General features: G+C 59.5%; 17 protein-coding genes. 5 read left to right on the top strand and 12 right to left on the bottom strand.

Annotated features, from left to right (window positions below):
• Positions 1 to 71 precede the first annotated feature (71 nt).
• Positions 72 to 2,633, top strand: a complete 2,562-nt coding sequence (locus HC757_RS07840) for a PBP1A family penicillin-binding protein (protein ID WP_169563770.1) — start codon at positions 72 to 74, stop codon at positions 2,631 to 2,633.
• An 85-nt stretch (positions 2,634 to 2,718) separates the two neighbouring features.
• On the opposite strand, the gene argH is transcribed toward HC757_RS07840, so the two are convergent.
• The 5 genes from argH to argC all read right to left on the bottom strand — a co-directional run bounded on the left by argH (position 2,719) and on the right by argC (position 8,194).
• Positions 2,719 to 4,086, bottom strand: a complete 1,368-nt coding sequence (gene argH / locus HC757_RS07835; protein WP_169563769.1) for an argininosuccinate lyase — start codon at positions 4,084 to 4,086, stop codon at positions 2,719 to 2,721.
• 78 nt (positions 4,087 to 4,164) lie between these two features.
• Complete coding sequence (locus tag HC757_RS07830; protein WP_169563768.1) at positions 4,165 to 5,388, bottom strand: argininosuccinate synthase; 1,224 nt, start codon at positions 5,386 to 5,388, stop codon at positions 4,165 to 4,167.
• A gap of 59 nt (positions 5,389 to 5,447) precedes the next feature.
• Positions 5,448 to 6,353 carry an ornithine carbamoyltransferase gene (locus tag HC757_RS07825; protein ID WP_169563767.1) on the bottom strand — a complete coding sequence of 302 codons (906 nt, stop codon included), beginning with the start codon at positions 6,351 to 6,353 and terminating at the stop codon, positions 5,448 to 5,450.
• Between the two features lie 10 nt (positions 6,354 to 6,363).
• Positions 6,364 to 7,146: an acetylglutamate kinase gene (gene argB / locus HC757_RS07820; protein ID WP_169563766.1), complete on the bottom strand. Its 783-nt coding sequence runs from the start codon at positions 7,144 to 7,146 to the stop codon at positions 6,364 to 6,366.
• A 67-nt stretch (positions 7,147 to 7,213) separates the two neighbouring features.
• Complete coding sequence (argC, locus tag HC757_RS07815) at positions 7,214 to 8,194, bottom strand: N-acetyl-gamma-glutamyl-phosphate reductase (RefSeq protein WP_169563765.1); 981 nt, start codon at positions 8,192 to 8,194, stop codon at positions 7,214 to 7,216.
• A gap of 624 nt (positions 8,195 to 8,818) precedes the next feature.
• Here argC and ppc point away from each other — a divergent pair.
• Both ppc and HC757_RS07805 read left to right on the top strand, forming a co-directional pair.
• A complete protein-coding gene (gene ppc, locus HC757_RS07810) occupies positions 8,819 to 11,464 on the top strand; it encodes a phosphoenolpyruvate carboxylase (protein WP_169563764.1) in 2,646 nt (881 codons plus the stop codon).
• Positions 11,461 to 12,027, top strand: a complete 567-nt coding sequence (locus tag HC757_RS07805) for a YceB family lipoprotein (RefSeq protein ID WP_244623314.1) — start codon at positions 11,461 to 11,463, stop codon at positions 12,025 to 12,027. The genes ppc and HC757_RS07805 overlap by 4 nt, the downstream gene beginning before the upstream one ends.
• A gap of 90 nt (positions 12,028 to 12,117) precedes the next feature.
• Here HC757_RS07805 and HC757_RS07800 read toward each other — a convergent pair whose 3' ends face one another.
• A complete protein-coding gene (locus HC757_RS07800) occupies positions 12,118 to 13,392 on the bottom strand; it encodes a CinA family nicotinamide mononucleotide deamidase-related protein (protein ID WP_169563763.1) in 1,275 nt (424 codons plus the stop codon).
• A gap of 429 nt (positions 13,393 to 13,821) precedes the next feature.
• Here HC757_RS07800 and HC757_RS07795 point away from each other — a divergent pair, with 429 nt between their 5' ends.
• Together HC757_RS07795 and HC757_RS07790 are read left to right on the top strand one after the other, a co-directional pair.
• The gene (locus tag HC757_RS07795) at positions 13,822 to 15,660 is read left to right on the top strand and encodes a DUF885 domain-containing protein (RefSeq protein WP_169563762.1); all 1,839 of its coding nucleotides are present in this window, start codon (positions 13,822 to 13,824) and stop codon (positions 15,658 to 15,660) included.
• A 769-nt stretch (positions 15,661 to 16,429) separates the two neighbouring features.
• Positions 16,430 to 16,894 (top strand): tRNA (cytidine(34)-2'-O)-methyltransferase, encoded by a 465-nt coding sequence (locus HC757_RS07790; RefSeq protein WP_169563761.1) that lies wholly within the window; start codon positions 16,430 to 16,432, stop codon positions 16,892 to 16,894.
• 62 nt (positions 16,895 to 16,956) lie between these two features.
• On the opposite strand, the gene HC757_RS07785 is transcribed toward HC757_RS07790, so the two are convergent.
• The 6 genes from HC757_RS07785 to HC757_RS07760 form a co-directional block, all read right to left on the bottom strand.
• Positions 16,957 to 18,579, bottom strand: a complete 1,623-nt coding sequence (locus tag HC757_RS07785) for an MFS transporter (RefSeq protein ID WP_169563760.1) — start codon at positions 18,577 to 18,579, stop codon at positions 16,957 to 16,959.
• Positions 18,580 to 18,596: 17 nt separating this feature from the next.
• The gene (locus HC757_RS07780; RefSeq protein ID WP_169563759.1) at positions 18,597 to 19,511 is read right to left on the bottom strand and encodes a pirin family protein; all 915 of its coding nucleotides are present in this window, start codon (positions 19,509 to 19,511) and stop codon (positions 18,597 to 18,599) included.
• 308 nt (positions 19,512 to 19,819) lie between these two features.
• Positions 19,820 to 21,268 (bottom strand): M16 family metallopeptidase, encoded by a 1,449-nt coding sequence (locus HC757_RS07775; protein ID WP_169563758.1) that lies wholly within the window; start codon positions 21,266 to 21,268, stop codon positions 19,820 to 19,822.
• The gene (locus HC757_RS07770; protein ID WP_169563757.1) at positions 21,265 to 22,596 is read right to left on the bottom strand and encodes a M16 family metallopeptidase; all 1,332 of its coding nucleotides are present in this window, start codon (positions 22,594 to 22,596) and stop codon (positions 21,265 to 21,267) included. The genes HC757_RS07775 and HC757_RS07770 overlap by 4 nt, the downstream gene beginning before the upstream one ends.
• A 135-nt stretch (positions 22,597 to 22,731) precedes the next feature.
• Positions 22,732 to 24,039 carry an amidohydrolase gene (locus tag HC757_RS07765; RefSeq protein WP_169563756.1) on the bottom strand — a complete coding sequence of 436 codons (1,308 nt, stop codon included), beginning with the start codon at positions 24,037 to 24,039 and terminating at the stop codon, positions 22,732 to 22,734.
• A gap of 125 nt (positions 24,040 to 24,164) precedes the next feature.
• Positions 24,165 to 24,776: a class I SAM-dependent methyltransferase gene (locus HC757_RS07760; protein WP_244623369.1), complete on the bottom strand. Its 612-nt coding sequence runs from the start codon at positions 24,774 to 24,776 to the stop codon at positions 24,165 to 24,167.
• Between the last annotated feature and the right edge of the window lie 18 nt (positions 24,777 to 24,794).

Here is a 24,794-nt window from a genome sequence, read left to right as displayed (position 1 = left end):
ATGTTTTTGCTTCACCAAGGGGGATTCGCCTTATATACTGTTGCTCCTGGTTAAATATTTGGAACAATCTGGTGAAGTGGTTAAAACGTATAATTATCGCACTATTCAGTCTGGCCTTGTTAGGCATAGGCGCCATCGCGGCGGCGTACTTTTATGTTTTGCCCGATCTGCCGGATGTGGCGACCCTGAAGTCGGTCAAGCTGCAAACGCCACTGCGTATCTACAGCCATGACGGCAAGCTCATCTCCCAGTTCGGTGAGAAGCGCCGCATTCCGCTGAAATTGGCCGATGTCCCCAAGCCGCTGTTGCAGGCCTTCATCGCCACCGAGGATAACCGTTTCTACGAGCATAACGGCATAGATCCCATAGGCGTCGCCAGGGCGGCGCTGGTCATGTTAACCACGGGCGAGAAGAAACAGGGTGCCAGTACCATCACAATGCAGGTGGCGCGCAACTTCTTCCTCACCCGCGACAAGACCATAATTCGTAAGGTAAAAGAGATCTTCATCTCTCTGCATATAGAGCAACTGCTGACCAAGGATGAAATCCTCGAGCTCTATGTCAACCGCATCTACCTGGGGCAACGAGCCTACGGCGTCGGCGCCGCCGCTCAGGTCTATTATGGCAAAGAAGTGCAAGACCTGACACTGGCGGAAATGGCGGTCATCGCTGGCCTGCCCAAGGCACCCTCGACCATGAACCCCATCACCTCACCATCCAGGGCGCTCAACCGGCGCAATACAGTGTTGATGCGGATGCACGAAGTCGGCTACATCAACCAGAGCGAATACCAGGAAGCACTGCAGCAACCCATCACCGCCAAGTACCACGGCGCCGAGCTGGATCTCTATGCCCCCTATGTGGCCGAGATGGCCAGAGACTACATGGTGCAGAAATACGGTGAAGAGGAAGCCTATACCGGCGGCTACAACGTCTACACCACCCTGGACTCGGGATTGCAGCTGTTGGCACAGGAGACGTTGCGAAACAATGTGTATGCCTATGACGAGCGTCATGGTTATCGTGGGGCCGCCGCCGTGTTATGGACAGACACTCAGTTGCCGCAGGAAGCCATCATCTCAGCATTGGCCAAGGTTGCCCCGGTTCAGGGCATCTACCCGGCCGCGGTGATTGCCGTCGGAGAGCGGGATGCCCAGGTACTCAACGCCGCCGGCGAGACCCAAACCCTGGATTGGGCCGGACTCAGGTGGGCCAGGCCATTCATTTCCGACAAGCGTCAGGGCACCCCACCCAAGCGGGCCACTGACATACTCAAGGTAGGTGAACGCATCTGGGTGCGCGACAACGGCCAATACCTGCAGCTGTCGCAGCTGCCACAGGTGGCCAGCGCCACAGTGTCGCTGGACCCCATGACGGGCGCCATTCGCACCCTGGTCGGCGGCTACAGCTTCAGCCAGAGCCAATACAACAGGGTGACCCAGGCCAAGCGTCAGTTGGGCTCCAACATCAAGCCCTTCATCTATGCGGCGGCATTGGAGAAGGACTATACCCTGGCGACCCTGATCAACAACGCCCCCATCAACAAGCCCGACACCCGTCAGGGCACCGCCTGGCGGCCGAAGAATTCACCCGATATCTATGGTGGACCGACCCGACTCAAGGTCGGCCTGGCCCAATCGATCAACGTGATGTCGGTCAGAACCCTGAGGCATGTCGGCCTGAATGCCGTCATCGCCGAACTGACCAAGTTTGGTTTCGATCCCACCGATCTGCCCAGAAACGAATCCCTGGCGCTCGGCTCGGCGTCTGTGACTCCGCTGCAGGTCGCCACCGCCTTCAACACCTTCGCCAACGGCGGCTATCTGGTCGAGCCTTACTACATAGACAGAGTCGAAGACGCCTATGGCAACCCGGTCGAACAGGCCTCGCCGACACTGGCCTGTCAGCCACCTGCCGCGGCCGAAACGCCCGAGGCAGAAGCAGATCCTTTTGCCCGGCTGGCAGCCGAGTCGCAGCCCGGCTCCGAGGTTCACGCCACAGAGCAAGCCGGCCAGGGCGATGCAGTGGCCCAATGCGGCGCCCCAGACGCGCGTTACGCCCCCCACGTCATCTCGGAGCAGACGGCGTTTCTGATCACCAGTGCGCTCAAGAGCGTGATCTGGGGCGGCGGCGACTGGAGCAAGGGCACGGGTTGGAATGGCACCGCCTGGCGTGCGGCCAGGCTGATCAAACGCCATGACATAGCCGGCAAGACGGGCACCACCAACGAGTCCCGCGATACCTGGTTCAGTGGTTTCAATCCGACCCTCACCAGCACCTTCTGGGTCGGCTTCGACGATCATGGCCGGGAACTGGGCCGGGTCAGCTGGGATCCCGGCGCCGCCAAGGATCAGATCTCGGGTGCCGAAGCCGGTGCCAAGACGGCGGGGCCCGGCTGGAATGAATTCATGCTCCATGCCCTCGATGGCACCCCGGAAATCGCCGGCATTCCGCCCAAGGGGCTGGTGTCTGTGCGCATAGATCTGGCGACGGGTAAACTCAGCCGCAAGACAGATCACACCAGCGAATTCGAGTACTTCATCTCAGGTACCGAACCCAAGGAATACATCACCGAAGGCCAGGACGACAGCAACATCTTCATCGCCACCCCGGAAGAAGATCTGTTCCAGTAGCCGACCTTGGGGCGGCAAATCCCGGCCACAAAAAAGCGCGATTGAATCGCGCTTTTTTATGCTTGCTCGCCGGCGGAGCCGTGCCTTACTTGGCCAGCTTGGCCGTCAGTGCCTGTTGCACCTGCTTGACCGCCGTACCGCCCAACACATCACGCTTGCCCAGGCAGGCTGCTATGGTCAGATGCGGATACACATCCTCGGCGATAACCGCGGCAAACTCCTGCAACTCGGCCAGGGGCAGCGCCTCTATCGGCTTTTGGGCCGCGATGGCATGCACTACCACCTCGCCCACCACATGGTGCGCCTCACGGAATGGCATCCCCTTGGCAACCAGGTAATCGGCCAGCTCGGTGGCGTTGGCATAGCCTTGCTGCGCCGCCAACAGCGCATTGGCCCTGTTGACCTTGAGACCATCGAGCACCAGGACCGCCATCTCAAGGCAGATGCCCCAGCTGTCGACCACGTCGAACAGGCCTTCCTTGTCTTCCTGCATGTCCTTGTTATAGGCCAGCGGCAGCGCCTTCATAGTGGTCAGTATGCCCACCAAATTGCCGTAGACACGCCCCGTCTTGCCACGGATAAGCTCCAGCGCATCCGGATTCTTCTTCTGCGGCATCAAGGATGAGCCTGAGGTCACCTGATCGCTGAGCTCGATGAAATTAGCCTCACCCGAGTTGAAGAAGATCAGGTCTTCCGCCATCCGGCTCAAGTGCATCATGCCGATGGACGCCGCGCCGCAGAGTTCGATCACATGATCCCTGTCCGAGACGCTGTCGAGACTGTTGAGGGTCGGCGCGGCGAAGTTCAATGCCGTCGCCAGCGCATGCCTGTCTATGGCATAGGCGGTGCCCGCCAGGGCCCCCGAACCCAATGGGCAAGTGTTGGCGCGCTTGAGGGCATCCTGCATCCGCCCCAGGTCGCGCTCGAACATCTCCACATAGGCCAGGCACCAATGACCGAAGGTCACGGGCTGAGCCCGCTGCAGGTGGGTGTAGCCGGGCATGACGGCATCGAGTTCCCGCTCGGCCAACGCCAACAGGGCGCCATGCAGCGCCTGCAAGCCTGCTATCAGGGCCGCGCCTTCGGTCTGGCACCAGAGCTTGAGATCCGTCGCCACCTGATCGTTGCGCGACCGCCCCGTGTGCAGCTTCTTGCCCAAGTCACCGACGCTGGCGATCAGTTGCTGCTCGACGAAGCTGTGAATGTCCTCGGCGCCCGAGGCCAGAATGCGTTCTGGGTTAGCGCTCACTTCTGCGAGCAAGTCCTGCAGCGCCTGCTGCAAGCGGCTGCACTCGTCCTGGGTCAGGACCCCTGCCTGGGTAATGGCGGCTGCCCAGGCGATGGAACCCTGCACATCCTGCTCGAACAGCCGATAATCCACGGGCAAAGAATCGTTGAAAAGTTTGAACAGCGCGCTGGTTTCGCCGCTGAATCTGCCACCCCATAAGGCCATGCTGAATCCCTCTTGTTGCTACGATTGCAATCTAGAAAAAAGGGGCGCCAGGCGCCCACTCGAGTTTAGTCGTCCAGCCTACTTGGCATTCATGGCCCTGATGCGGCTGGCCAGGGAATACAGGCGGATGAAGCCTTCGGCATGTTTCTGATCATAGACCTGATCCTCACCGAAGGTGGCGAAGGCCTCGGAATACAGGCTATTGGGCGAGCGCTTCTTCACCGCCGTGGCCTGGCCCTTGTAGAGCTTGATGACCACTTCGCCGTTGACCGACTCGGCCAGCGACTCGGACGCCGCCAGCAAGGACTTGCATAGCGGAGTGAACCAGCGGCCGTCATACACCAGGTGGGCCATCTGCGCCGCCACCTGCTCACGCCAGTCGCGGCTGGTCTTGTCCAGCACCAGCTCTTCTATGGCGCGCAACGCGGCAAACATCACGGTGCCGCCCGGGGTCTCGTAGCAGCCGCGGGACTTCATGCCCACCAAACGGTTCTCGGTAATGTCGACCCGGCCGACGCCATGGGCCGCGGCGATGGTGTTGAGCTTCATCAGCGCACCATAGGGGCTCAGGGCTTCGCCATTGACCTTGATGATGCGCCCCTGTTCGACGTCCAGCGACACATACTCGGCTTCGTTGGGGGCATCCTCGGGGGCCACGGTCAGGGTCCATACCCCTTTACTCGGCTCGTTCCAGGGGTCTTCCAGCTCGCCGCCCTCGTGGGAGATATGCCAGGCGTTGGCATCACGGCTGTAGATCTTGGTCAGGGACGCAGTGGTCTTGATGTTGCGTTCGGCCAGGTAGGCGAGCAAGTCTTCACGGCTCTGCATTTCCCACTCACGCCAGGGGGCTATCACTTTAAGATCCGGCGCCAGGGCGGCGAAGCACCCCTCGAAGCGCACCTGATCGTTGCCCTTGCCGGTACAGCCATGACACAGGGCGTCGGCGCCCACCTTGCGGGCCACTTCCACCTGGGCCTTGGCTATGATGGGCCGCGCCATGGAGGTGCCGAGCAGATAAGTGCCTTCGTAGATGGCCCCTGTGGCTATGGTGGGATAGATATAGTCGGCGACAAACTCTTCCTTGAGATCCACTATGTGGCACTCGGAGGCGCCGGAGGCCAGCGCCTTCTCCGTCAAGCCCACCAACTCCTCTTCGCCCTGGCCCACATCGGCGCAGAAGGCGACTATCTCACAGTTGTCATAGTTCTCTTTCAACCAGGGAATGATGGCCGAGGTGTCCAGGCCACCGGAATAGGCCAAAACGACTTTTTTAACGCCAGCGTGTGCTTTTTCTGTAGACATCTTACTTTCCTAATTCCTGTGTCCCTCGGGAGGCGACACGAGTTGATCTCTGTTTTAACTTAGCTTAAAAGTGTCACTAAAACTGCATTTTGTGCATGCATCCGATTCTCTGCCTGTTGCAGTATCAGGGACGCAGGACCATCCATCACCTCATCCGTGACCTCCACCCCGCGGTGCGCCGGCAGGCAATGCATGAAACAGCTGGCCCCGGCCTTGGCCATCAGGGCGGTGTTGACCTGATAGGGACTGAATCTGACCTTGATGTCGGTCAAGGCAGTGCTGTCGCCCATGGAAATCCAGGTATCAGTATAGATGGCGTCATGGCCTTCAATCGCCTCCAGGTCCGAGGTCAGGGTCAGCTTGCCGCCGTATTGCTGCGCCAGCGTCTGGGCCTGAGCCACCATGTAGCCATCGGGGAAATGCCCCGCAGGACAGATGACTGTCATCTGCGCTCCCAGAATCGCGGCACCAAACATCAGCGAGGTGGTGACATTGTTGCCGTCACCCACATAGGCCAGCTTCACCTTGCTGACATCGTCGAAACGTTCGGACAAGGTCAGAAAATCGGCCAGCGCCTGGCAGGGATGGTAGAGATCCGACAGGGCGTTGATCACGGGCACCCTGCCATGTTTGGCCAGGCCTTCTATGCTGCTGTGGCAAAAGGTTCTGGCCACTATGGCATCGGCCCAGCATGACAGGTTGGCGGCGAAATCTGCTACCGATTCACGCTTGCCCAGGGCACCATTTTGTTGATCCAGGTAGAGGCAATGACCGCCCAGCTTGTTGATGCCTATGTCGAAGCTCACCCTGGTACGCAGCGATGGCTTCTCGAACAGCATCACCACGCTCTTGCCATCCAAGGCATGGCGATATTGGCCAGGATCCGCCTTGATCTTCTTCGCCAGCGCCAACAGGGCCAAGAGTTCGTCCTGGGTTAAATCTTGAATCGATAGTAAATGCTTCATCCAGCCTCTCCTAAGGTTGTATTTGAGTTCCTACGGCTTCACCCCTGGCCAGGGCCAGCAATTGTTCGGCATCGCGCCAGGAGGCCACTTGTACCGCCTGGCCCATGCTTTGGGCGACTTCCAGGGCGGCCTCGACTTTGACCTTCATGCCTTTCTCTATCACCCCTTGCTGCACCAGATGCTGGATCTGCGCCTGATCCAGGCTGGGGATCAACTGGCCCTTGCCGTCCAGCACCCCAGAGACATCGGACAGAAGCACCAGCTTGCCGCCCACCAGCTTGGCCAGCACAGTCGCCGCCTGATCCGCGTTGACGTTGAGCATCTGTCCCTGGTCCGTCATGGCGATCGAGCTGCAGATGGGCAGCCAGCCCTGGGACAGGATGAACTTGAGATAAGTGGCGTCTCCGGGCGCCACCTCACCGACGAACCCCAGACGCTCGTCTTTGATTCTGGCGCTCACGGTATTGCCGTCGGCCAGGCTCATCCCGACACAGGTGATGCCGGCCTGGGTCGCCGCCCCCTGCAATATCTTGTTGGAGGTGCCCGCCAGCGCCCCGACGACTATGGGGATCTGCTCGGCCGGGGTCACCCTCAGGCCATCCAGCTTGATGGTTTCCATGCCGTTGGCGGCCAATTGCTGGTCCACCAGCACGCCACCGCCGTGCACTACTATGACTTGCTGGCCCTGGGCCAGGATCTGCGCCGCGGTCCGCATCAGTCGCGCCATGCCCATCTCACACTGCAACAGGGCACCGCCCACTTTGAGCACCAATACAGGTTTATTTGTCGTCATCTCAATACTCTCTTAATCCCATTCTCAAACTGACTGTCTGCCACTCTTCCGCTCAGGCTGCATGGGCCTAGAGAGCGAAATGTAGCTTGATGCATTGCAACGCCTGACTGGCGGCGCCTTTCATCAGGTTATCTATCGCGCTGGCGACCACCAGGTAACCGCTGGCGGCGTCGAACTTCCATCCCAGATGACAGTTGGGGGTATGCACCACGTCATCGAGTTTGGGGAACTGGTTATGCTTGACTGTCACCAGGGGAGCCGTGTCGTACACGCCATAGGCGCTGGCGATGTCGGCCTCAGTGGTGCCCGGCTTGAGCTGTACCGTTATGGTCGCCAGAATGCCGCGTTTGAAGTTGCCCAGATGCGGGGTGAAGATGACTTCCTGGCCCAGGTGGGTGGCGATTTCCGGCTGATGCCTGTGGCCAAGCACACCGTAAGGGGTCAGGCTGACCTCGCAGAAGCTGGTATGCAGCTGCGCCTTGCGCCCGGCGCCCGTGACGCCGCTGACGGCATTGATCACAGGCCGGGCAGGGCCGAGCAGCGCGGCTAACGGCTTGAGTGCCGTCAGGGAGGCGGTCGGATAGCAACCCGGCACGGCAATCATGCGACTGGCGGCTATCTGCGGCGCATTCCATTCGGCCAGGCCATAAACCGCCTCGGCCAACACCTCGGGATGGCTATGCTCGAAGCCATACCACTTGGGGTATTGGGCCGTGTCGGCGAAGCGATAGGCACCGCTGAGATCGAATACCGCCAGACCCTGTTCATAGAACCAGGCGGCCAGCTCCAGGCTCACCGAATGCTCGGTGGCCAATACCACTGCATCCGCCTCATCGAGGATTTTTTCCTTGGCCTCTGCTGTCAGCGGGGACAGACAGAGATCTATGTGGCTGTAGACAGGGTAAAGGTCGGCCAGGGGCCGCCCCTTGTCCAGGCTGTTTTCCGAGACATAGAGCCCCTGAATCGCCAGCTCAGGCTCGGCATCTATCAGGGAAGTTATCTGGGCGCCCGTGTAACCACTGGCACCTATAATGGCGATATTTTTCATAGCGTTTAACTTTTCAAAACCAAATAAAAAGAATGGGTTAAAGATGGGCACAATTCAAGTTCGGGCCTCAATCTGCCCTACATCTGCCCTATGCCATAAAGATGTCACTATCGTCGTGGATAGTGTTGCGGCGCTGCCCAGGTTTTGATCCCCATGGGAGTGCTGCCCTGGATGGGCTCACACATGGCTTGATACCTGGCTGGATACCACACGTTTTGATACATAGTTAGGCTCACATCACAAACTTGCAAACAGGGCTCGACTCAACAGACGGCCAGACTAACACAAAACACTAGTTATGCAATATCTGTGAATATATATTTTAAAATACCGCTTCCACAAGCCTGAAACAGATCCAACAATGCCTCATATAACACATGACTTTAGTCGGTGAAAAAAAGTTCTAAACCGGGAGCCTGACCCCAAAATCAGATGTGAGTAAGGATGCAAAGCCGCACAGACCCGGGCGGCATAGGATTGCCGCCACAGGATGGCGACCTCAAGATGACCAAAACTCATGCGGCCCCAAGATATCCAAGGTTGACCCTGGGGCCCGGGTCTGGGTATTGTGCCTAACCTGGATCTCGGCAATGAGCACTTGAGCTTTACTACTCTGGAGTCACTATGGCAGATATGTACGCGTCTTTAAGATCGAATGTAGGCAACCTGGGACAGATACTGGGCGACACCATGCGTACCCATCTGGGCGAGGCCTTCCTCGAGAAAGTCGAACAGATAAGGCAGCTGGCCAAGCGCTCGCGCCAGGGGGATGAAGCCGCCAGGGAACAGATGCTGGCCCTACTGACCGCCCTGCCGGATGAAGAGTTGGTCCCCTTCGCCAAGGCCTTCAACCAGTTTCTCAACCTGGCCAACCTGGCCGAACAGTTCCATACCATCAGCCGCGACTGTGATGAACTGGTATGCGTGCCGGATCCCGTCGAGCAGTTGCTCGGGCGTCTGCTCCAGGGGCAAACGGATCAGGCCAGGATGCTGGAATGCCTCGAGAGTTTAGACATAGATCTGGTGCTGACGGCTCACCCGACCGAGATCTCCCGTCGCACCCTGATCCAGAAATATGCCGCCATAGTCGATTGCCTCGCCCAGCAGGAAAACAACCAGCTGTCGGCGCGGGAGAAGACGCAGCTCACCCTGAGGCTGAGGCAACTCATAGCCCAGATCTGGCATACCAATGAGATCCGCAGCGAACGTCCGACCCCGGTCGACGAGGCCCGCTGGGGCCTGAGCACCATAGAAGCCTCGCTGTGGCAGGCGGTGCCCGACTTCCTGCGCCAACTCAACGATCAGGTGGAGGAACGCACGGGCAAGCAACTGCCAACGGACATGGCGCCGGTGCGCTTCTCCAGTTGGATGGGCGGCGATCGCGACGGCAATCCCTTCGTCACCGCCAAGGTGACTCAGGAAGTCCTGTACCGCAATCGCCATGCCGCCGCCAGGCTCTACCTGAAAGACATACTGGCCCTGGTGAACGAATTATCCATGGAAGAGGCCAGCCCTGAGCTGCTGGCCTACACGGGCGAGAGTCGCGAGCCTTATCGGGATCTGCTGCGCGGCCTGAGACAGAAGCTGCGCAACACGCTGGATTATCTCACCGCCCGCCTCGAAGGCCACAGTGTCGAGGTCGATGAAGCGACCCTGATCTGGCAGGAGAGGGATCTCAAGGCACCACTTGAACTCATGTACCGCAGCCTATGCGACTCGGGCATGCGCCTGATCGCCAATGGTCTGCTGCTGGACATACTGAGGCGCATCGCCTGCTTCGGCATACATATGCTGCGGCTGGACATACGCCAGGATGCCGGCCGCCATGGCGACGTCATAGCCGAGCTCACCCGCTATCTGGGCATGGGGGACTATGGTCACTGGGACGAGACAGAGAAACAGGCCTTCCTGCTGCGGGAATTGACCAATCGCCGCCCCCTGCTGCCGGTCAACTGGCAGCCATCGAGCGAGGTCGCCGAGGTGCTGGACACCTGTCGCCTGGTCGCCAAACATCCCGCCAGGGCCCTGGGCTCCTATGTGATCTCCATGGCGAGCAAGCCCTCGGATGTGCTGGCTGTGCTGCTGTTGCTCAAGGAAACCGGTTGCAGCCACCCCATGCGGGTGGTGCCCCTGTTCGAGACCCTGAGCGATCTCAATAACGCCGCCGATTGCATCACGGCGCTGCTGAAGCTCGACTGGTATCGCGGCTACACCCAGGGTATGCAGGAAGTCATGATAGGCTATTCCGACTCGGCCAAGGATGCCGGGGTGATGGCCGCCGCCTGGGCCCAATACAGCGCCCAGGAACAACTGGTGGCCGTGTGCAAGCAGGCCGGGGTCAAGCTGACCCTGTTCCATGGCCGGGGCGGCAGCATAGGCCGTGGCGGCGGCCCGGCACACGAGGCTATCCTGTCGCAACCGCCTGGCTCGGTCGATGGCCGTATCAGGGTAACTGAGCAGGGCGAGATGATCCGCTTCAAGTTCGGCCTGCCCAAGCTGGCGGTCCAGAGCCTGGCGCTCTACACCTCGGCCGTGTTGGAAGCGACCCTGCTGCCACCCCCGGCGCCCAAGCAGGAGTGGCGCGACTGCATGCAGCGGATCGCCGCCGAATCCGTCACCTCCTATCGCGCCATAGTGAGGGAAGAGCCCGATTTCGTCGCCTATTTCCGCGCCGCCACCCCTGAAGTCGAGCTGGGGCAGCTGCCGCTGGGCAGTCGCCCGGCCAAACGCAGGGTCGATGGCGGCATAGAGAGCCTGCGTGCCATTCCCTGGATCTTCGCCTGGTCGCAGAACCGACTCATGCTGCCGGCCTGGCTCGGTGCCGGCGAGGCACTGCAGGCGGCGGCGGATAGGGGCGAGTTGCCGCTGTTGCAGGAGATGGAGCGTCAATGGCCCTTCTTCAACACCCGCATCTCCATGTTGGAGATGGTCTACGCCAAGGCGGAGCCTAACCTGGCACGCTATTACGAAGCCTGCCTTGTGCCCAAGGCGCTGCACCACCTGGGCGAGACCCTGAGGAACAGGCTGGAACTCGGAATTAAGGCCGTGTTGACCCTGACCCGGTCCGACAGCCTGATGGCGCACACCCCCTGGAATCGCGAGTCGGTGAAGCTGCGCAACCCTTACATAGATCCGCTGAATTTCCTCCAGACCGAACTGCTGGCCCGCACCCGCAAACACAGCGCCGAGTCACCCGCGTCCGAGCATGTGCAACTGGCACTCATGTTGACCATTGCCGGGGTCGCGGCGGGCATGAGAAACACAGGATGATGACGCGACTCAAGCGGCTCCTGAGGCTGACATCGGCCTGGCTCCCCCTGGCGCTGGTGTTGGGACTGAGTGGTTGTGCCAGCCAATACAGTGTCAGCCAACACGAGGTGGAGCAATACCTGAACAGGGAGATCCACTTCGAGGTCACCGAAGGCAGCGGCCCCATCAAGGTCGACATACGCCTCAACGACATAAGGGTTACCCTGGGTCATAAGCCGGATACCATGGCGGTGACCGCCATGACCCGGCTGTCGCTGCACACCCCGCTGTTCCCGCTCAGGGCCAGCCTGAGTGCCAGCTTCGAGGCAAAACCTTGGTACGACAGCCAGAGCCATGGGGTGTATCTGAGGGACTTGAATCTGGTGGGGGTCGAGTCCAGTCCCAAAGATCTGGGTCAGGCCCTCAGCCGGGCGACGCCGCAACTCATGAGCTTCCTGCGTCACTATCTCGAGACCCAACCCGTGTATGTCCTGGATACCAGAGACAGCAATCAGGCGCTGATGGCCAAGATGGCCAAGAGCCTGGAGGTCCAACCCGGCAAGCTGGTGTTGCAACTCAAGTAACAGGCCAGGCTCTGCCCCGTCCAGAGCCGGCGACAACTCGGGCATACAAAAAAGCCTTCCACCAGTGGAAGGCTTTTTCAGCCAAGGCCATTACTTCTTGAATCTTTCCATGGTGCCATAGTCCACTATCACCGCCTGCTCCAGCAGCTCACGTCGCAGCATGTCCAGGGCCACGGCCGCACTCAGGCAGCGCACCAGCTCCCGCGAACGCCGCGGCAGCTTGAGCATCTGGCTGTAGACACCATTGCGGGTCGCCAGCGCTATGGCCACTGTGCCGACCGGCTTGTCTTCTGTGCCGCCATCCGGGCCGGCGACGCCACTGGTGGCCAAGGCAAAATCACTGTCCAACAGCATACGCGCCCCCTGCGCCATCTCGGCGACCGTGGCTATGGAGACGGCGCCATAGTCGTCCAAAGTGGCGGGATTGACCCCGAGCACCTTGACCTTGGACTCGTTGCTATAGGTCACCAGCCCCTGATGCAGATAGGATGAGCTGCCGGGAAAGGCCACCAACTCGCTGGTGAGCATGCCACCCGTGCAGGACTCGGCCAGGCTCAGGCTGAGTCCCGAGCCCTTGAGCCTGTGGTGAACTTCTTCGGCCAGCGTCGCCCTGTCTTCGGCCACTACCGCCGTGCCCAGCACCAGCCTGATATGATTGCTCACCCTGGGCAACAGGCCTATCGCCTTGTCGCCCCTGGCGAAAATCTTGATCTCTATGTAGGGCATGGAGGAGCGGTAGCCTAGGGTGATGCCTTCCGGCAGCTCCAGGGGTTGCAGCTTATCCGCCAGCGCCGACTCCCCCTGCCCCAGGGTCAGCAGCTTCTTCACCGCCACCTTGGTATCCAGGCCAAATTCCTCTTGCAGGAAGGGGATGAACTCTTCCTCGACCATGTGTTTGAATTCGAACGGCACCCCAGGGGTGAAGAACAGCCAGGCACGGTTGAGCCTGACCCTGAAGCCACAGGCGGTGCCCACTGGGTTATCCACCATGACGGCGGACTCGGGCAACATGGCCTGCTTGAGATTGCTGGCCGGCATGGCCCTGTTATGACGCTCGAACCAGCCGGTCAGGCGCTCACGCCACTCGGCATTCTCCACCAGGGGTTCCCCCTTGGCCTTGGCCATGGCCAGCGCAGACAAATCATCGCTGGTCGGCCCCAGGCCGCCGTTGACCAAGATCACATCCGCATGCAGGCTGCGCTCCTGGAATACCGCCACCAGATCCTCCAGGCGATCCCCCACTGTCATCCGGCGTTGCATCTCGACGCCGTGATCCATCAGGGCCGCGGCCACCCAGGCGGCATTGGTGTCCAGTATCTGGCCGGCGAGCACCTCTTCACCGGTGCAAATCATTTCTAACTTCATCCCAACTCCTCAGGGTGAATCCCGAATCCGTGACTCAAACTTAACGACTTAAGCTTGGCCTTTGCCCTAAGGTAATGGCGCCAAAGGGGAATAGCAAGACAGATGCCCAGGGCCGGCAGCCAGGGCTGTAGTCGCAGCTTGCCAGCGGCCTCCTCTGGCGCCGGTCGCGTTAACGCAAGCGGCATTTTTCTCGGCAGAGGCTTGGCCTGTATTGCTATTCCTCTTATTACAACGTTCTCTTACTCCAACATCCTCTAGTATTCCAACGTCCTCTAGGCCGGCGAAGGCCTTATTCATTCCAGGAGTCACTGGCGGATGTTAAATAGCCGTTGCCGGCACCTATGGATATTATCCATTGCCACTGTTACCCTGGCTTAGGTTATTTGGGTTACCCCAAACCTCGCAGAATAATTAAAGGGATAGTTAATCATGAAGATTAAGAAAATATTGAAATGGACCGGCATAGGTTTGGGTTCTGTGCTGCTGCTTGGCGCCAGTTTCGCTTATCACGAGTGGACCGCAGACAAACCCTATTTTGCCAACAACTTCTATAATCGCGCTTTCCTCAAGTTTGTGCTCAAGAGCCCGGAATCACTCACTTCCATGGGGTTGCTGGATCAAATAGGCATCCATGGCCACAACGCCGACTGGGATGACAACTCGCTGGCCGCCGGCGATGAACAACTCAATTTCCTTGATGAGATCTATCTTGGCCTGAATAATTATCCCGACACCGAGTTGCCCCAAAACGAACTCATTACCAAGAAGGTGGTCATGGAGCTGTTGGGCGATCCGCTGAAACAACGTAAGTTCCGCTACTACGACTATCCGGTTAATCAATTATTTGGCCTGCAAAACCAAATACCGCGCTTTCTCGACACTTTTCACAGCGTCGAGAATGCACAGGATGCGACCTACTATATTGCCCGTTTATCCAAAATAGACACCAAGCTCAAGCAAAATATGCAAGGCCTGGTGAAACGCGAAGAACTGGGCATCATTCCGCCCACCTTTGTGATAGACAAGTCCATCGAGATCATGAAGCATTTTGTCGAGCAACCCACGGAGGAAAACGTCCTCTATGCTTCCTTCAAGGACAAACTCGACAAAGTCGCAGACATGAGTCAGCAAGCGCGCGCAGACTTTCTGAGCCGGGCGGCGACCGAGATTGAGCGGAGCGTCTATCCTGGCTACCAGAGCTATATCGACTACTTTACCCGGCTGCGCGGCAAATCCAACACGGATGCCGGCGTCTGGAAATTCCCTGACGGCGCGGAGTATTACAACTACCTGCTGCGCACCAATACCACCACCGACATGACAGCCGACGAGATCCACAAAATAGGGCTGGCGGAAGTCGAGCGCATTCAAGCCGAAATAGCCGGCATAATGGCTGCCCAGGGTTACGACATCAGCGTCGGTTTCAAGGCCCTGATAGATCAACTAAGCGCAGAAGAGCGTTTCTACTACAGCGACGATGACGCGGGCCGCCAGCAAATATTGGCCGACTATGAAAGCATCATCGAGGAGGTCAACGATGGCCTGGGCGATGCCTTCAATATCCGCCCCAAAGCCAAGGTGGTGGTCAAACGGGTACCCGAGTTTTCGGAAAAAACCGCCCCGGGCGCCTATTACAACGGCCCCTCAATGGACGGTTCGCGCCCTGGCATGTTCTACGCCAACCTGTACGACGTGAAGGCCACGCCCAAATACAGTATGCGCACCCTGGCCTATCACGAGGCAGTACCTGGGCATCACTTTCAGATCGCCATTCAAAATGAACTGCAAGACATCCCCATGATCCGCACCCAGGCCAGCTTTACCGCCTATGCCGAGGGTTGGGCCCTGTATGCGGAGCGTCTGGCCTGGGAATTAGGTTTCCAAAAAGACCCATACGACAACATAGGGCGTCTGCAGGCCGAGCTATTCCGCGGCGTGCGCCTGGTGGTCGACACAGGCATTCACGCCAAGCGCTGGACCCGTGAACAGGCCATACGGTACATGCTCGACAACACGGGCATGGCCGAATCCGATGTCACCGCCGAGATAGAGCGCTACATAGTGATGCCGGCGCAAGCCACAGCCTACAAGGTCGGCATGATGGAAATCCTGCGCCTGCGCAGCGAAGCCCAGACCGCCCTCGGTGATAAATTCAACCTGCGCGACTTCCATGACGTAGTGTTGAAGAATGGCCCAGTCCCCCTCACCCTCCTGCGGGCGCTGGTGATGGATTACATCAAGACCAAGCAAGCCGAAGCACTCGGCTAACAGTCAGCCATATGCCCCCGGGTCAGAGACGATTCTGGCCCAGGGGTTTCCAGTCAAGCTCCATTCCCCAAACCATTGCCCCCAAGTGGTGGGCAAGCCAGCGGCCTTGTGGTGCTGTAACACCCTCTCGGCCGTGAGGCCCTAGTTCTGCATTGATACTCTCGGTAGAGAACTGCGTTGCTCACTCTGCATATTGTTTCTGCAAACACAATTTGCAACTAATTCACCTGCCGTGGGCCTGCGCACTGTTACACCAGTGACACGCAGCAAGTTCATCCCTGAATGCTCTGCGACGAAGTCCCTTTCGCCGAAGGTCACTGGTGCAACAGTGCCCTCTCTGGTGTACCTCCTCGACTTTTGAATTCGCACAGAGGTCATTAGCGATAAACGTAGCCACAGATAACGTCACTCTCCCTTCGGAGTTGCCGAAGAATGTTGGACGCTTTCGATTAAACAAAAAAGCGTGAACGAGGCATGGATGCCGAGTTAGCCCCAGGTGAGCGAGAGGCTAGAGGGGATTGCTGTTGCTCCCCTCTTGGTCGGCTCTTGATTTAAGGCTAGGGGGCTGGAAGCCCACGACTTTGCTCATATCATCCTGATACTCGTCCCTTTGGGGTCAGTCGTAGCTGTTCAACCTTGTTCCTGGCAAGCTTGTCTCATCGCAAGCCGAAGCGGATCACTCCCCAGGGGGACGTCAGCAGGTTCTGCTGCTATGCAGCCCCGTTTCGGCTTATAATTGGCCGTCACTTTGTTCACTCTCAGGTCCAGCATGTTTCATATCGCACTTTTCGAGCCAGAAATCGCCCCCAATACCGGCAACATCATCCGCTTATGCGCCAATAACGGCTGTCAGTTGCATCTGATCGAGCCCCTGGGTTTCGATCTGGAGGAGAAGAAGTTGCGCCGCGCCGGACTGGATTATGGCGATCTGACCCGGGTGACACGTCATAAAGACTTCGACGCCTTCCTTGAGGCCATGGGCGACAGGCGCATCATGGCCTGCACCACCAAGGGTAGCAGGCCGCACACTGAGCTGAGCTATGTCGCCGGCGATGTGTTGCTGTTCGGCCCGGAGACCCGCGGCCTGCCGCTGGAAATCATAGCCTCCATCCCGGCCGAGCAGCGACTGAAGATCCCCATGGTCGCCAGCAGCCGCAGCCTGAACCTGTCCAACGCCGTGGCCATCATCAGCTACGAGGCCTGGCGCCAGTTGGATTTTGCCGGCTCACTCTAGCCTGGCACACGCATGCCGCCTGCCCCTTGGCATTCCCCGGGCGTTACCGCGGATTCTTGGGGTTACCTCGGACTCTTGAGCTTGGGCGCGACATAATGGCTGATCACCGGCCTGCTCCCGGGCAGCAATAACCCCTGGATCTGCTGCTGCAAGGCGCGCATGTCGCCCGTTACCCGCTCGTGCTGCCGCAAGTGAGCGAGCCAGGAGTCATCGTTGAAAGATTCGATGAAATGCCCCGGCGACTCCGCATCCTGATACAGGCCCCAGGAAAATGCGCCATTCTGGCGCCTGAGCTTGCCCAGGGCGGCCACCAGCGCCTGAAACTCAGAGACCCTATCCGGCGACAACTCATACTCTATGGTCACCAATACCGGGCCGGCATCATGGCTCAGGGCGTCGTTGCTCGGCGCCGAGGGCCAATGCATGGAAGGGCTCAAGTCGAGTTCCTCCATGCCGCCAAGGTGCCAGCGCCGGGTCAAGATCACAGAGAACAGAGCGCCGACCGAGGCCAAGGTCAGAGACTGGCTTAGGCTCAACAGCTCGGCCAGCTTGCCCCAGACCAGGCTGCCCAGCGCCATGGAACCCATGAAGACACACATGAACAGGGCCAATCCCCGGGAACGCACCCAATTGGGCAACGCCAGCTGCGCCGCGACTTGCAGGGATGAGAGCACTGTCAACCAGGCGACACCGCTCAAGGCCATCACCAGTGCCAGGGCCGGCAAGTGCTTCAGGGTCGCCAGGCCATACAGGCAGCCGGCATAGAGCAGGCTCGCCAGCGTCACCAGCAGGTTGCGGGAAAGCCTCAGCCTGAGTCTGGGCAACACTAGAGCGCCGCAAACTGCGCCTGCGCCGACGGCGGCAACCAAGAGGCCGAAGCTCTGGGGCCCGCCGTCCGGCAGCCGCTTGGCCACCAAAGGCAGGAGCGCCCAGGCAGCACTGGCAAACAGGGCGAAACCCACCCCCCTTATGGCCGCGGCCTGCAACGCCGGCGCATGTCTGGCGAAGCGCAGCCCGGAGCGCATGGCGCCCAGCATCCTCTCGGCGGGCAGTTGGCTGACGGCCGGCTGCCGGCGCCACCCAATCAATACCCAGATCACCCCAAGATAGGAGACGGCATTGAGGGCGAATACGGCGCCGCTGCCGGCAAACGAGACTATGACGCCGGCGAGCGCCGGGCCTATGGCCCTGGCGACATTGATCCCCATGCTGTTGAGGGCGATGGCGGATGGCAGCGCCGCGCGGGGCACCAACTCGGGCACTATGGCCGCCCAGGCCGGCATCAGCATGGCCGTGCCTATCCCCATGGCGAAGGTCATGCCGACCAGCAGCCAAGGGGTGATGATCCCCAGCAGCGTCACCAGTGCCAGGCTGCCGGTCACTATGACCATGAACAGCTGCACCAGGATCAGGTGACGGCGCCGATCTACGATGTCCGCCAGGGCCCCGGCCGGCAATGCCAGCAGGAATATCGGCAAGCTGGTCGCAGTCTGCACCCAGGCAACCATCAGCGCCGATGACGACAACTGGGTCATCAACCAGCCGGCGCCTATGTCATGCATCCAGGTGCCTATGTTGGACGCCAGGGTGGCTATCCAGAGCGACCGAAACACAGGGATACCCAGGGGCGCCCAGGCCGAGCCGCTGGCCGTCTCCCTGGGCGTCTGCCCCTTAGTTCCCGCCATGCTTGAGGCTCAGCCCGCTATTCGGGCAGAGGAATGAATTCCTCTGCGTCACCCGGCACCTTGGGAAAACGTCCCGCCTGCCAGTCCCGCTTGGCCTGCTCTATTCGCTCCTTGCGACTGGAGACGAAGTTCCATTCTATGTGACGTTGACCCAAGCTTTCCCCGCCTATGATGGCGATACGGGACTCCTCCACGGCCTCCACCACCACCCCGGCGGCACTGGAAAACACCGTCATGGAATGCAGCGGCAGCAGCGTGTCGCGCACCTTGAGCTCACCGTAGGCCACGTAGAGGCCGCGCTCGGCGGCATCCGGCAACAGCAGCGACTGCCCCGCCTGCAGGTGCGCCTCCAGGTATAAGGTTTCGGCATAGGTTTTCACCGGCGACGTGACCCCGTAGGCCGTGCCCATCATCACCCGCACCGGCACCCCGGCCACTGTGACCGAGGGGATCTCGGCATTCGGGTAGTGGTAGAAGGCAGGCTCAATTTCCTCACACGCCTGCGGCAACGCCAGCCACAGCTGCAGGCCATGCAGCCTATGGGGCACACGCCGCACTTCGGGGCGCTCCCGCTCCGAATGCACCAGGCCACGGCCGGCCACCATCAAGTTGATGTCGCCCGGACGGATCGCCTGCACGCTGCCGAGGGAGTCGCGGTGCAGTATTTCCCCCTCGAACAGATAGGTCACAGTGGCGAGATTGATATGCGGATGCGGCCGCACATTGATGCCCTCACCGGCAGGAAATTGCGCCGGCCCCATATGATCGAAGAAGATCCAGGGGCCGACCATCTTACGTTCCGTCGTCGGCAGTGAACGGCGCACCGAAAAACCGCCCAGGTCCTTGTCCCTGGGCCGAATGAGCAGCTCTATTGCCCCGCAGCCGGAAAGCAGCTCACACTCGAGTTCGGGTTGTCTCACTGGATTACTCATAATCGCGTTCTCCTGTCGTAGTAAGCCCACATACCTGCAGCCATTCATGGCTATCCGCCCGAGGCCGTTTACCCCGGCGCCATGGAAGCGGCAAACTTGCCATGCCCTGGGCATGCGCAAAATACCTTATGGGTCATGCGCCAAGGTGCCGGTTAAGCTTAGATGAGGAGTGCCAATAGCACTAGCAGGCCCATGGACTGATACCTAGCCCATGCATGAGCCTGAGAGCGACATAAAAATAGAGCCTGCAATTGCAGGCTCTATCTCATTGACGCGTCAGCCGAAGTGGCATGGCAGAACGGTCTGGGCTAGCCGCCAAAACCCGCGGCCTTGATGTCGACCCGGGTCACTTCGCCGTACTTGGCCGCTATCTTGGCTATCTTGTCGGCATTGCCTATCAGCACGTATTGCAGATTGTGCTGGGGGAAGTAGGTATTCACCAGACGCCGGGTTTCGTCCAGAGTCAAGCCATCCACCTTGGCCTGGAACTCGTTGATGAAACTGTCGTCGAAACCGTACAGCGCCATGTCGGACAGCAGGCCGGCCAGCTGGCCACTGGTTTCGAACTTGGGCGGGAACTGTCCCTTGACGTAGGCCTTGGCCGAATCCAGCGTCTGCTGATCTATCCCCTGTTGCCACAGACGGGCATAGGTTTTCAGCGCCAGGTCTATGGCTTCCTGGGTGGAAGCCTGCTTGGTGAAGGTGCTGATCTGGAACAGGCCAGCATGGGCATAAGGGACGAAACCCGAGCGGGCGCCATAGGTCAGGCCACTGTTCACCCTCAGCTCGTCGTTGAGCCAGGAAGTGAAGCGCCCACCGAGAATGGTGTTGACCACAGTCAGACCCACGTAGTCCGGGTTACTGCGGTTTACCCCTGGGCCCCCTATGAGGAAGGTTGTCTCTATAGCATCTCCCTTGTCGACCAGCAAGACCCTGGACTTGTCCAGCGATGGCAGCTGTGCGAGCTCGGGTTGCACCAGTTCCCTGGTATTTTTCCAGCCGGCGAAGGCCTTTTTCAGCCTGGCTTTCATCTGTGCCGGGTCGAAGTCGCCGACCACGCTGATGCTGGTATTCTGCGGCTGATAGTAGCTCTTGTGGAAGGCCCGCAGCTGAGACAGGCTCAGCCCGGCCAGGGACTCGCGGGTCCCGGAAGCCGCATTGCCATAGGGATGGGTACCGAACACCAGTTTGTTGAAGTAGCGGCCGATCACGGCACGCGGGCTCTCCTTGTCCTGGGACAGGCCGGCGACTTCACGCTCACGCAGCTTGTCAAATTCGGCATAGTCGAAATTCGGACTCAGGAGCACGGTGGCGAACAGGGGCAACATCTTGTCGGTATCCTTGGCCATGAAGTCGGCGCTCAGATAGCTGCCTTCCATGCCGGCTTCGGCCTGCAGGCTGGCACCCAGGGAGTCGACCGTCTGTTCTATCTCGGCCTTGGATTTGCCGCCCGAACCCAACAGCAGCCATTGGGAGGTCATGTGCGCCACCCCGGCCTTGGTGTCGTTGATCGCGCCGGCGCGCACCATGGCATTCAGAGTCACCAATGGCACTTCGGTTTGCGGCATGAGGTAGAAACTCAGGCCATTATCCAGGGTGAATTTTTCATATGCAGGCATGCTGAAGCTGCCGGTATCGACCAGGCTGGAAGTGGCATGCTTCTGGGTGGCGGCACAGCCTGCCAGGGTCAGACTGCCGGCGAGCAACAAGGCGCCAACGATGCGAGTCTGGCTGAATATCTGTGTGACTCGGCTCATAGGTCTGCCTCCTCGGTAGCGGCCAGCACTGCAACAGTACGATTCGCCTTGGTTAAGTAAGTCTGGGCGACACGCTGGATGTCGGCCGGGGTCAACTGGTTGTAGGCCTTGGGGGCATTGAACAACTTGTCATAGCTGCCGAAATACAGCTCGTAGGTGCCTAAGGTATTGGCCTTGCCGTTGATGGTTTCCATGGCATGGTAGAATTCCATCAGCTTGATGTTTTTGACCTTTTCCAACTCGTCCTTGGTCACGCCGTCACGGGCTATGGCCTTGATCTGCGTAAGCAAAGCCTGTTCCAGCTTGGTGGCGGCAACACCCGGGCTGGCAACGCCCATGATGTAAAACAGGTTGGGATCCAAGGACATGGGCAGGTAAGCCTCTGCCTCCAGCGCCACTTGCTTGTCGACCAAGCCACGATACAGGCGCGAGCTCTTGCCTTGACTCAGGATGGCACTGAGCAGATCCAACGCATAGTAATCTGCATTCGAGCTGGCAGGCACATGATAGGCCAGCATCACATTTGGGGTGCTCACCGAGGCCTTCTGTACGAAAACCCTGCGCTCGCCCTTCTGCTGAGGTTCGACCGTTCTGACTCTGGCGGGCGGCGCCTGCGGCGGAATGGGGGCCAGGTATTTATCCGCCAGGCGTTTGACTTCGTCGAACTTAACGTCGCCGGATACCACCATCACAGCGTTGTTGGGCGCATAGTAGGTCTTGTGGTACTGCACCAGATCATCCAGGGTCCAGGCGGCAATATCGGATTCATGGCCTATCACCGGCCAGCTATAGGGATGGGCCCTGAAGGCAACGCCCTTGAGCTCTTCCTGCAGGGTACGCCAGTTGGAGTTTTCCAGCCCTGTGGTGCGTTCGGAGGCGACGACACCGCGCTCACTGTCGACCATGGTCTGGTTAATATCCAGGTTGGCGATGCGATCGGCTTCCAGATCGAACATGGTTTCCAGCGCATTGGCGGGGAACCAGTCGGTATAGACTGTCATGTCCTCCGTGGTGTAGGCGTTGTTCGCCCCACCCGCGGCCTCCATGGTGCGGTCGAACATCTTGGGACCGTATTTCTTCGAGCCGTTGAACATCATATGTTCGAAGAAATGCGAGATCCCCGTGATCCCCGGCACTTCGTTGCGGGATCCTACCTTCCAGAATAGGTACATGTTGGCGTTGGGAATGGATCCATCCTCCAATACCATGATCTTCATGCCGTTATCCAGAGTAAAACTCTGAATGTCGGCGGCCGTGGTCGCCTGGGCCGCGCCAGGGGCCGCTAGCAGCCCCATGGACAGCAACAGGGCGCTGAAACTGAATTTCATTGTATTCGCTCCTTGCGATAAAAGCCCTATGAGAAGATAATTTCCCAATTAAATCAAGAACAATTACCTAGTCTTCTCCAAGTATTTTGTAAGCTCAGATTACCCCGAGCGGCAAAAGGGCACGGCGGCCGGTATTCAGGGCCTGGCACCCAATGCCGTCATGGCCACCTTGGTCATGGCCTCGACCCCCACCCTGAGCGCCGCCTCATCCACATAGAACTCGGGCGAATGGTTGCTGGCGGCCGTCTTGGGGTCCTGACCCTCGGGGGTCACGCCGAGGAAGAAGAACATCCCCGGGGCTTCCAGGGCATAGTAGGCAAAATCCTCGGCGCCCGTGATAAGCCCAGGCTCTATCAGCCTGGCATCCCCCACCACGGAGGCGAGTACCGGCTTCATCTGCGCCACCAGCTCAGGGTTGTTGACCAGCACCGGATAGCCCTGGTGGATCTCTGTGGTGGCACTGGCGCCGACGCTCTTGGCCAGCAGGCTGCTCATCTCGGCCAGTTTCAGCTTAATATCGGCCCGCATCTGCTGATCGAAGCTGCGGATAGTGCCTATCAGCTCGACCCTGTCGGGGATGATGTTGGAACGTATGCCGCCGTTGATCGCACCGAAGCTGACCACAGCCGGCGCCTTGGTGACATCCACCTGACGGCTGATGATGGTCTGGACGCCATTGATTATCTGGGCCGAGGCCACTATGGGATCGACGCCATTCCAGGGCCTGGAGCCATGGGTCTGGCGGCCGGTGACTTCTATGGTGAAGGAATCCTCACTCGCCATCGCCGGGCCGGCACGCACCCCTATGACCCCGCTTGGCAAGCTGGAGGTCACGTGCATGCCAAACACCTGTTGGGGTTTACGCTCGGCAAACAGCCCCTGCTTGAGCATCAGCTCGGCGCCACCTTCTTCGCCCTCGGGCGCCCCTTCCTCCGCCGGCTGAAAGATGAACATCACATCGCCCGCCAAGCTGTCTTTAAGCTGCACCAGGTTCTCGGCCACCCCCATCAGCATGGCCACATGGGTGTCGTGGCCACAGGCATGCATCACCCCCACGCTCTGGCCACGGTAGGAATCTGTCGCCTTGGAGGCGAAGGGCAGGTCCACTTTCTCTGTCACCGGCAGGGCATCCATGTCGGCACGCAGGGCGATCAGCGGGCCGGGTTTGCCGCCACGAAGCATGGCCACCACCCCTGTGTGTGCCACCCCTGTCTGCACCTCGAGTCCCAGGCTGCGCAGGTGTGTTGCTATCAGCTTGCCGGTGCGAAACTCACGATTGGATAACTCAGGATGTTGATGCAGATCCCGGCGCCATTGGATCACCTTGGGCTCTATCTCCAGCGCCAGTTGTTTCGCATCCGTGGCCCAGGCCGGCAAGGCATAGCCGGCGGAGGAGAGCAAGAGAGTGGCGCCGAGCAGGCGCGCTTTAGCAGTTAAATCCATATGAAACCCCTGTGAGTCGGCTTGATCTTGCTCTAAGCTACAGGGGGAACGGCCAATTGTTAATTCTTTTTTATTAACGGCATAGGCTACTCCTGGCGACTCGCGATCGCCAGGCGCTGCCGGCCTTAGCCTGGCTTATGCAGAAACACCACGTCCGCCTCGACTATCTCCAGCCGCCAGCCCAGTTGCGCCGCCAGCCATTCGAAACTGGCAACCGAGTAGAAGTTAATATGGGTGGGATCGTTCTTATAGTGCCAGCGGCCAAAGGCTTCCTGGCTCAATACCCGCTTGGTCATCACCGCCAGGATGCCACCCCGGGCCAACAGGCCGTCGAGCAGTGTCAGCAGCGCCGCCGCATCTGCCACATGCTCTATCACCTCGGTCAGGGTGACGAAATCGTAGCTGCGCTCCAGCAGGGCATCATGCCTGGCATAGTAGAGATCATAATTGCTCATCTCGAAACCTGCCTCCTGCGCCATCCGGCTGAGGACGGCGCCCTCGCCGCAGCCAAAATCCAGCCCCCTGGCACCCGGGGACAGGCGCGTCAGCAGCGGGCTCAGGGTCCTGGCGAGGAAGCGCCGGTAGCCAGGATCATCCAGCCGATTGTCATGCTTGTCGTATTCGGCCTTCTCCTCAGCGGCAGACAGATGATAGCCGGCGGGCACGGACACCAGTTGGCAGCGGCGGCATTGGAAGTAAGCTCTGCGCTTATCCCGATGGAATAAGTATGAGTCCATGCCATGGCATAGGGGGCA

It is taken from the genome of Shewanella salipaludis, from assembly GCF_012911865.1.
Classification (GTDB): domain Bacteria; phylum Pseudomonadota; class Gammaproteobacteria; order Enterobacterales; family Shewanellaceae; genus Shewanella; species Shewanella salipaludis.
This window is presented reverse-complemented; position numbering and strand designations above follow the sequence as displayed.

Bases quoted from the DNA above. Each gene is read 5' to 3' on its own strand.
- argH (WP_169563769.1), bottom strand. From the start codon at position 4,086: ATGGCCTTATGGGGTGGCAGATTCAGCGGCGAAACCAGCGCGCTGTTC.
- HC757_RS07830 (WP_169563768.1), bottom strand. From the start codon at position 5,388: ATGTCTACAGAAAAAGCACACGCTGGCGTTAAAAAAGTCGTTTTGGCC.
- HC757_RS07825 (WP_169563767.1), bottom strand. From the start codon at position 6,353: ATGAAGCATTTACTATCGATTCAAGATTTAACCCAGGACGAACTCTTG.
- argB (WP_169563766.1), bottom strand. From the start codon at position 7,146: ATGACGACAAATAAACCTGTATTGGTGCTCAAAGTGGGCGGTGCCCTG.
- argC (WP_169563765.1), bottom strand. From the start codon at position 8,194: ATGAAAAATATCGCCATTATAGGTGCCAGTGGTTACACGGGCGCCCAG.
- ppc (WP_169563764.1), top strand. From the start codon at position 8,819: ATGGCAGATATGTACGCGTCTTTAAGATCGAATGTAGGCAACCTGGGA.
- HC757_RS07805 (WP_244623314.1), top strand. From the start codon at position 11,461: ATGATGACGCGACTCAAGCGGCTCCTGAGGCTGACATCGGCCTGGCTC.
- HC757_RS07800 (WP_169563763.1), bottom strand. From the start codon at position 13,392: ATGAAGTTAGAAATGATTTGCACCGGTGAAGAGGTGCTCGCCGGCCAG.
- HC757_RS07795 (WP_169563762.1), top strand. From the start codon at position 13,822: ATGAAGATTAAGAAAATATTGAAATGGACCGGCATAGGTTTGGGTTCT.
- HC757_RS07790 (WP_169563761.1), top strand. From the start codon at position 16,430: ATGTTTCATATCGCACTTTTCGAGCCAGAAATCGCCCCCAATACCGGC.
- HC757_RS07785 (WP_169563760.1), bottom strand. From the start codon at position 18,579: ATGGCGGGAACTAAGGGGCAGACGCCCAGGGAGACGGCCAGCGGCTCG.
- HC757_RS07780 (WP_169563759.1), bottom strand. From the start codon at position 19,511: ATGAGTAATCCAGTGAGACAACCCGAACTCGAGTGTGAGCTGCTTTCC.
- HC757_RS07775 (WP_169563758.1), bottom strand. From the start codon at position 21,268: ATGAGCCGAGTCACACAGATATTCAGCCAGACTCGCATCGTTGGCGCC.
- HC757_RS07770 (WP_169563757.1), bottom strand. From the start codon at position 22,596: ATGAAATTCAGTTTCAGCGCCCTGTTGCTGTCCATGGGGCTGCTAGCG.
- HC757_RS07765 (WP_169563756.1), bottom strand. From the start codon at position 24,039: ATGGATTTAACTGCTAAAGCGCGCCTGCTCGGCGCCACTCTCTTGCTC.
- HC757_RS07760 (WP_244623369.1), bottom strand. From the start codon at position 24,776: ATGGACTCATACTTATTCCATCGGGATAAGCGCAGAGCTTACTTCCAA.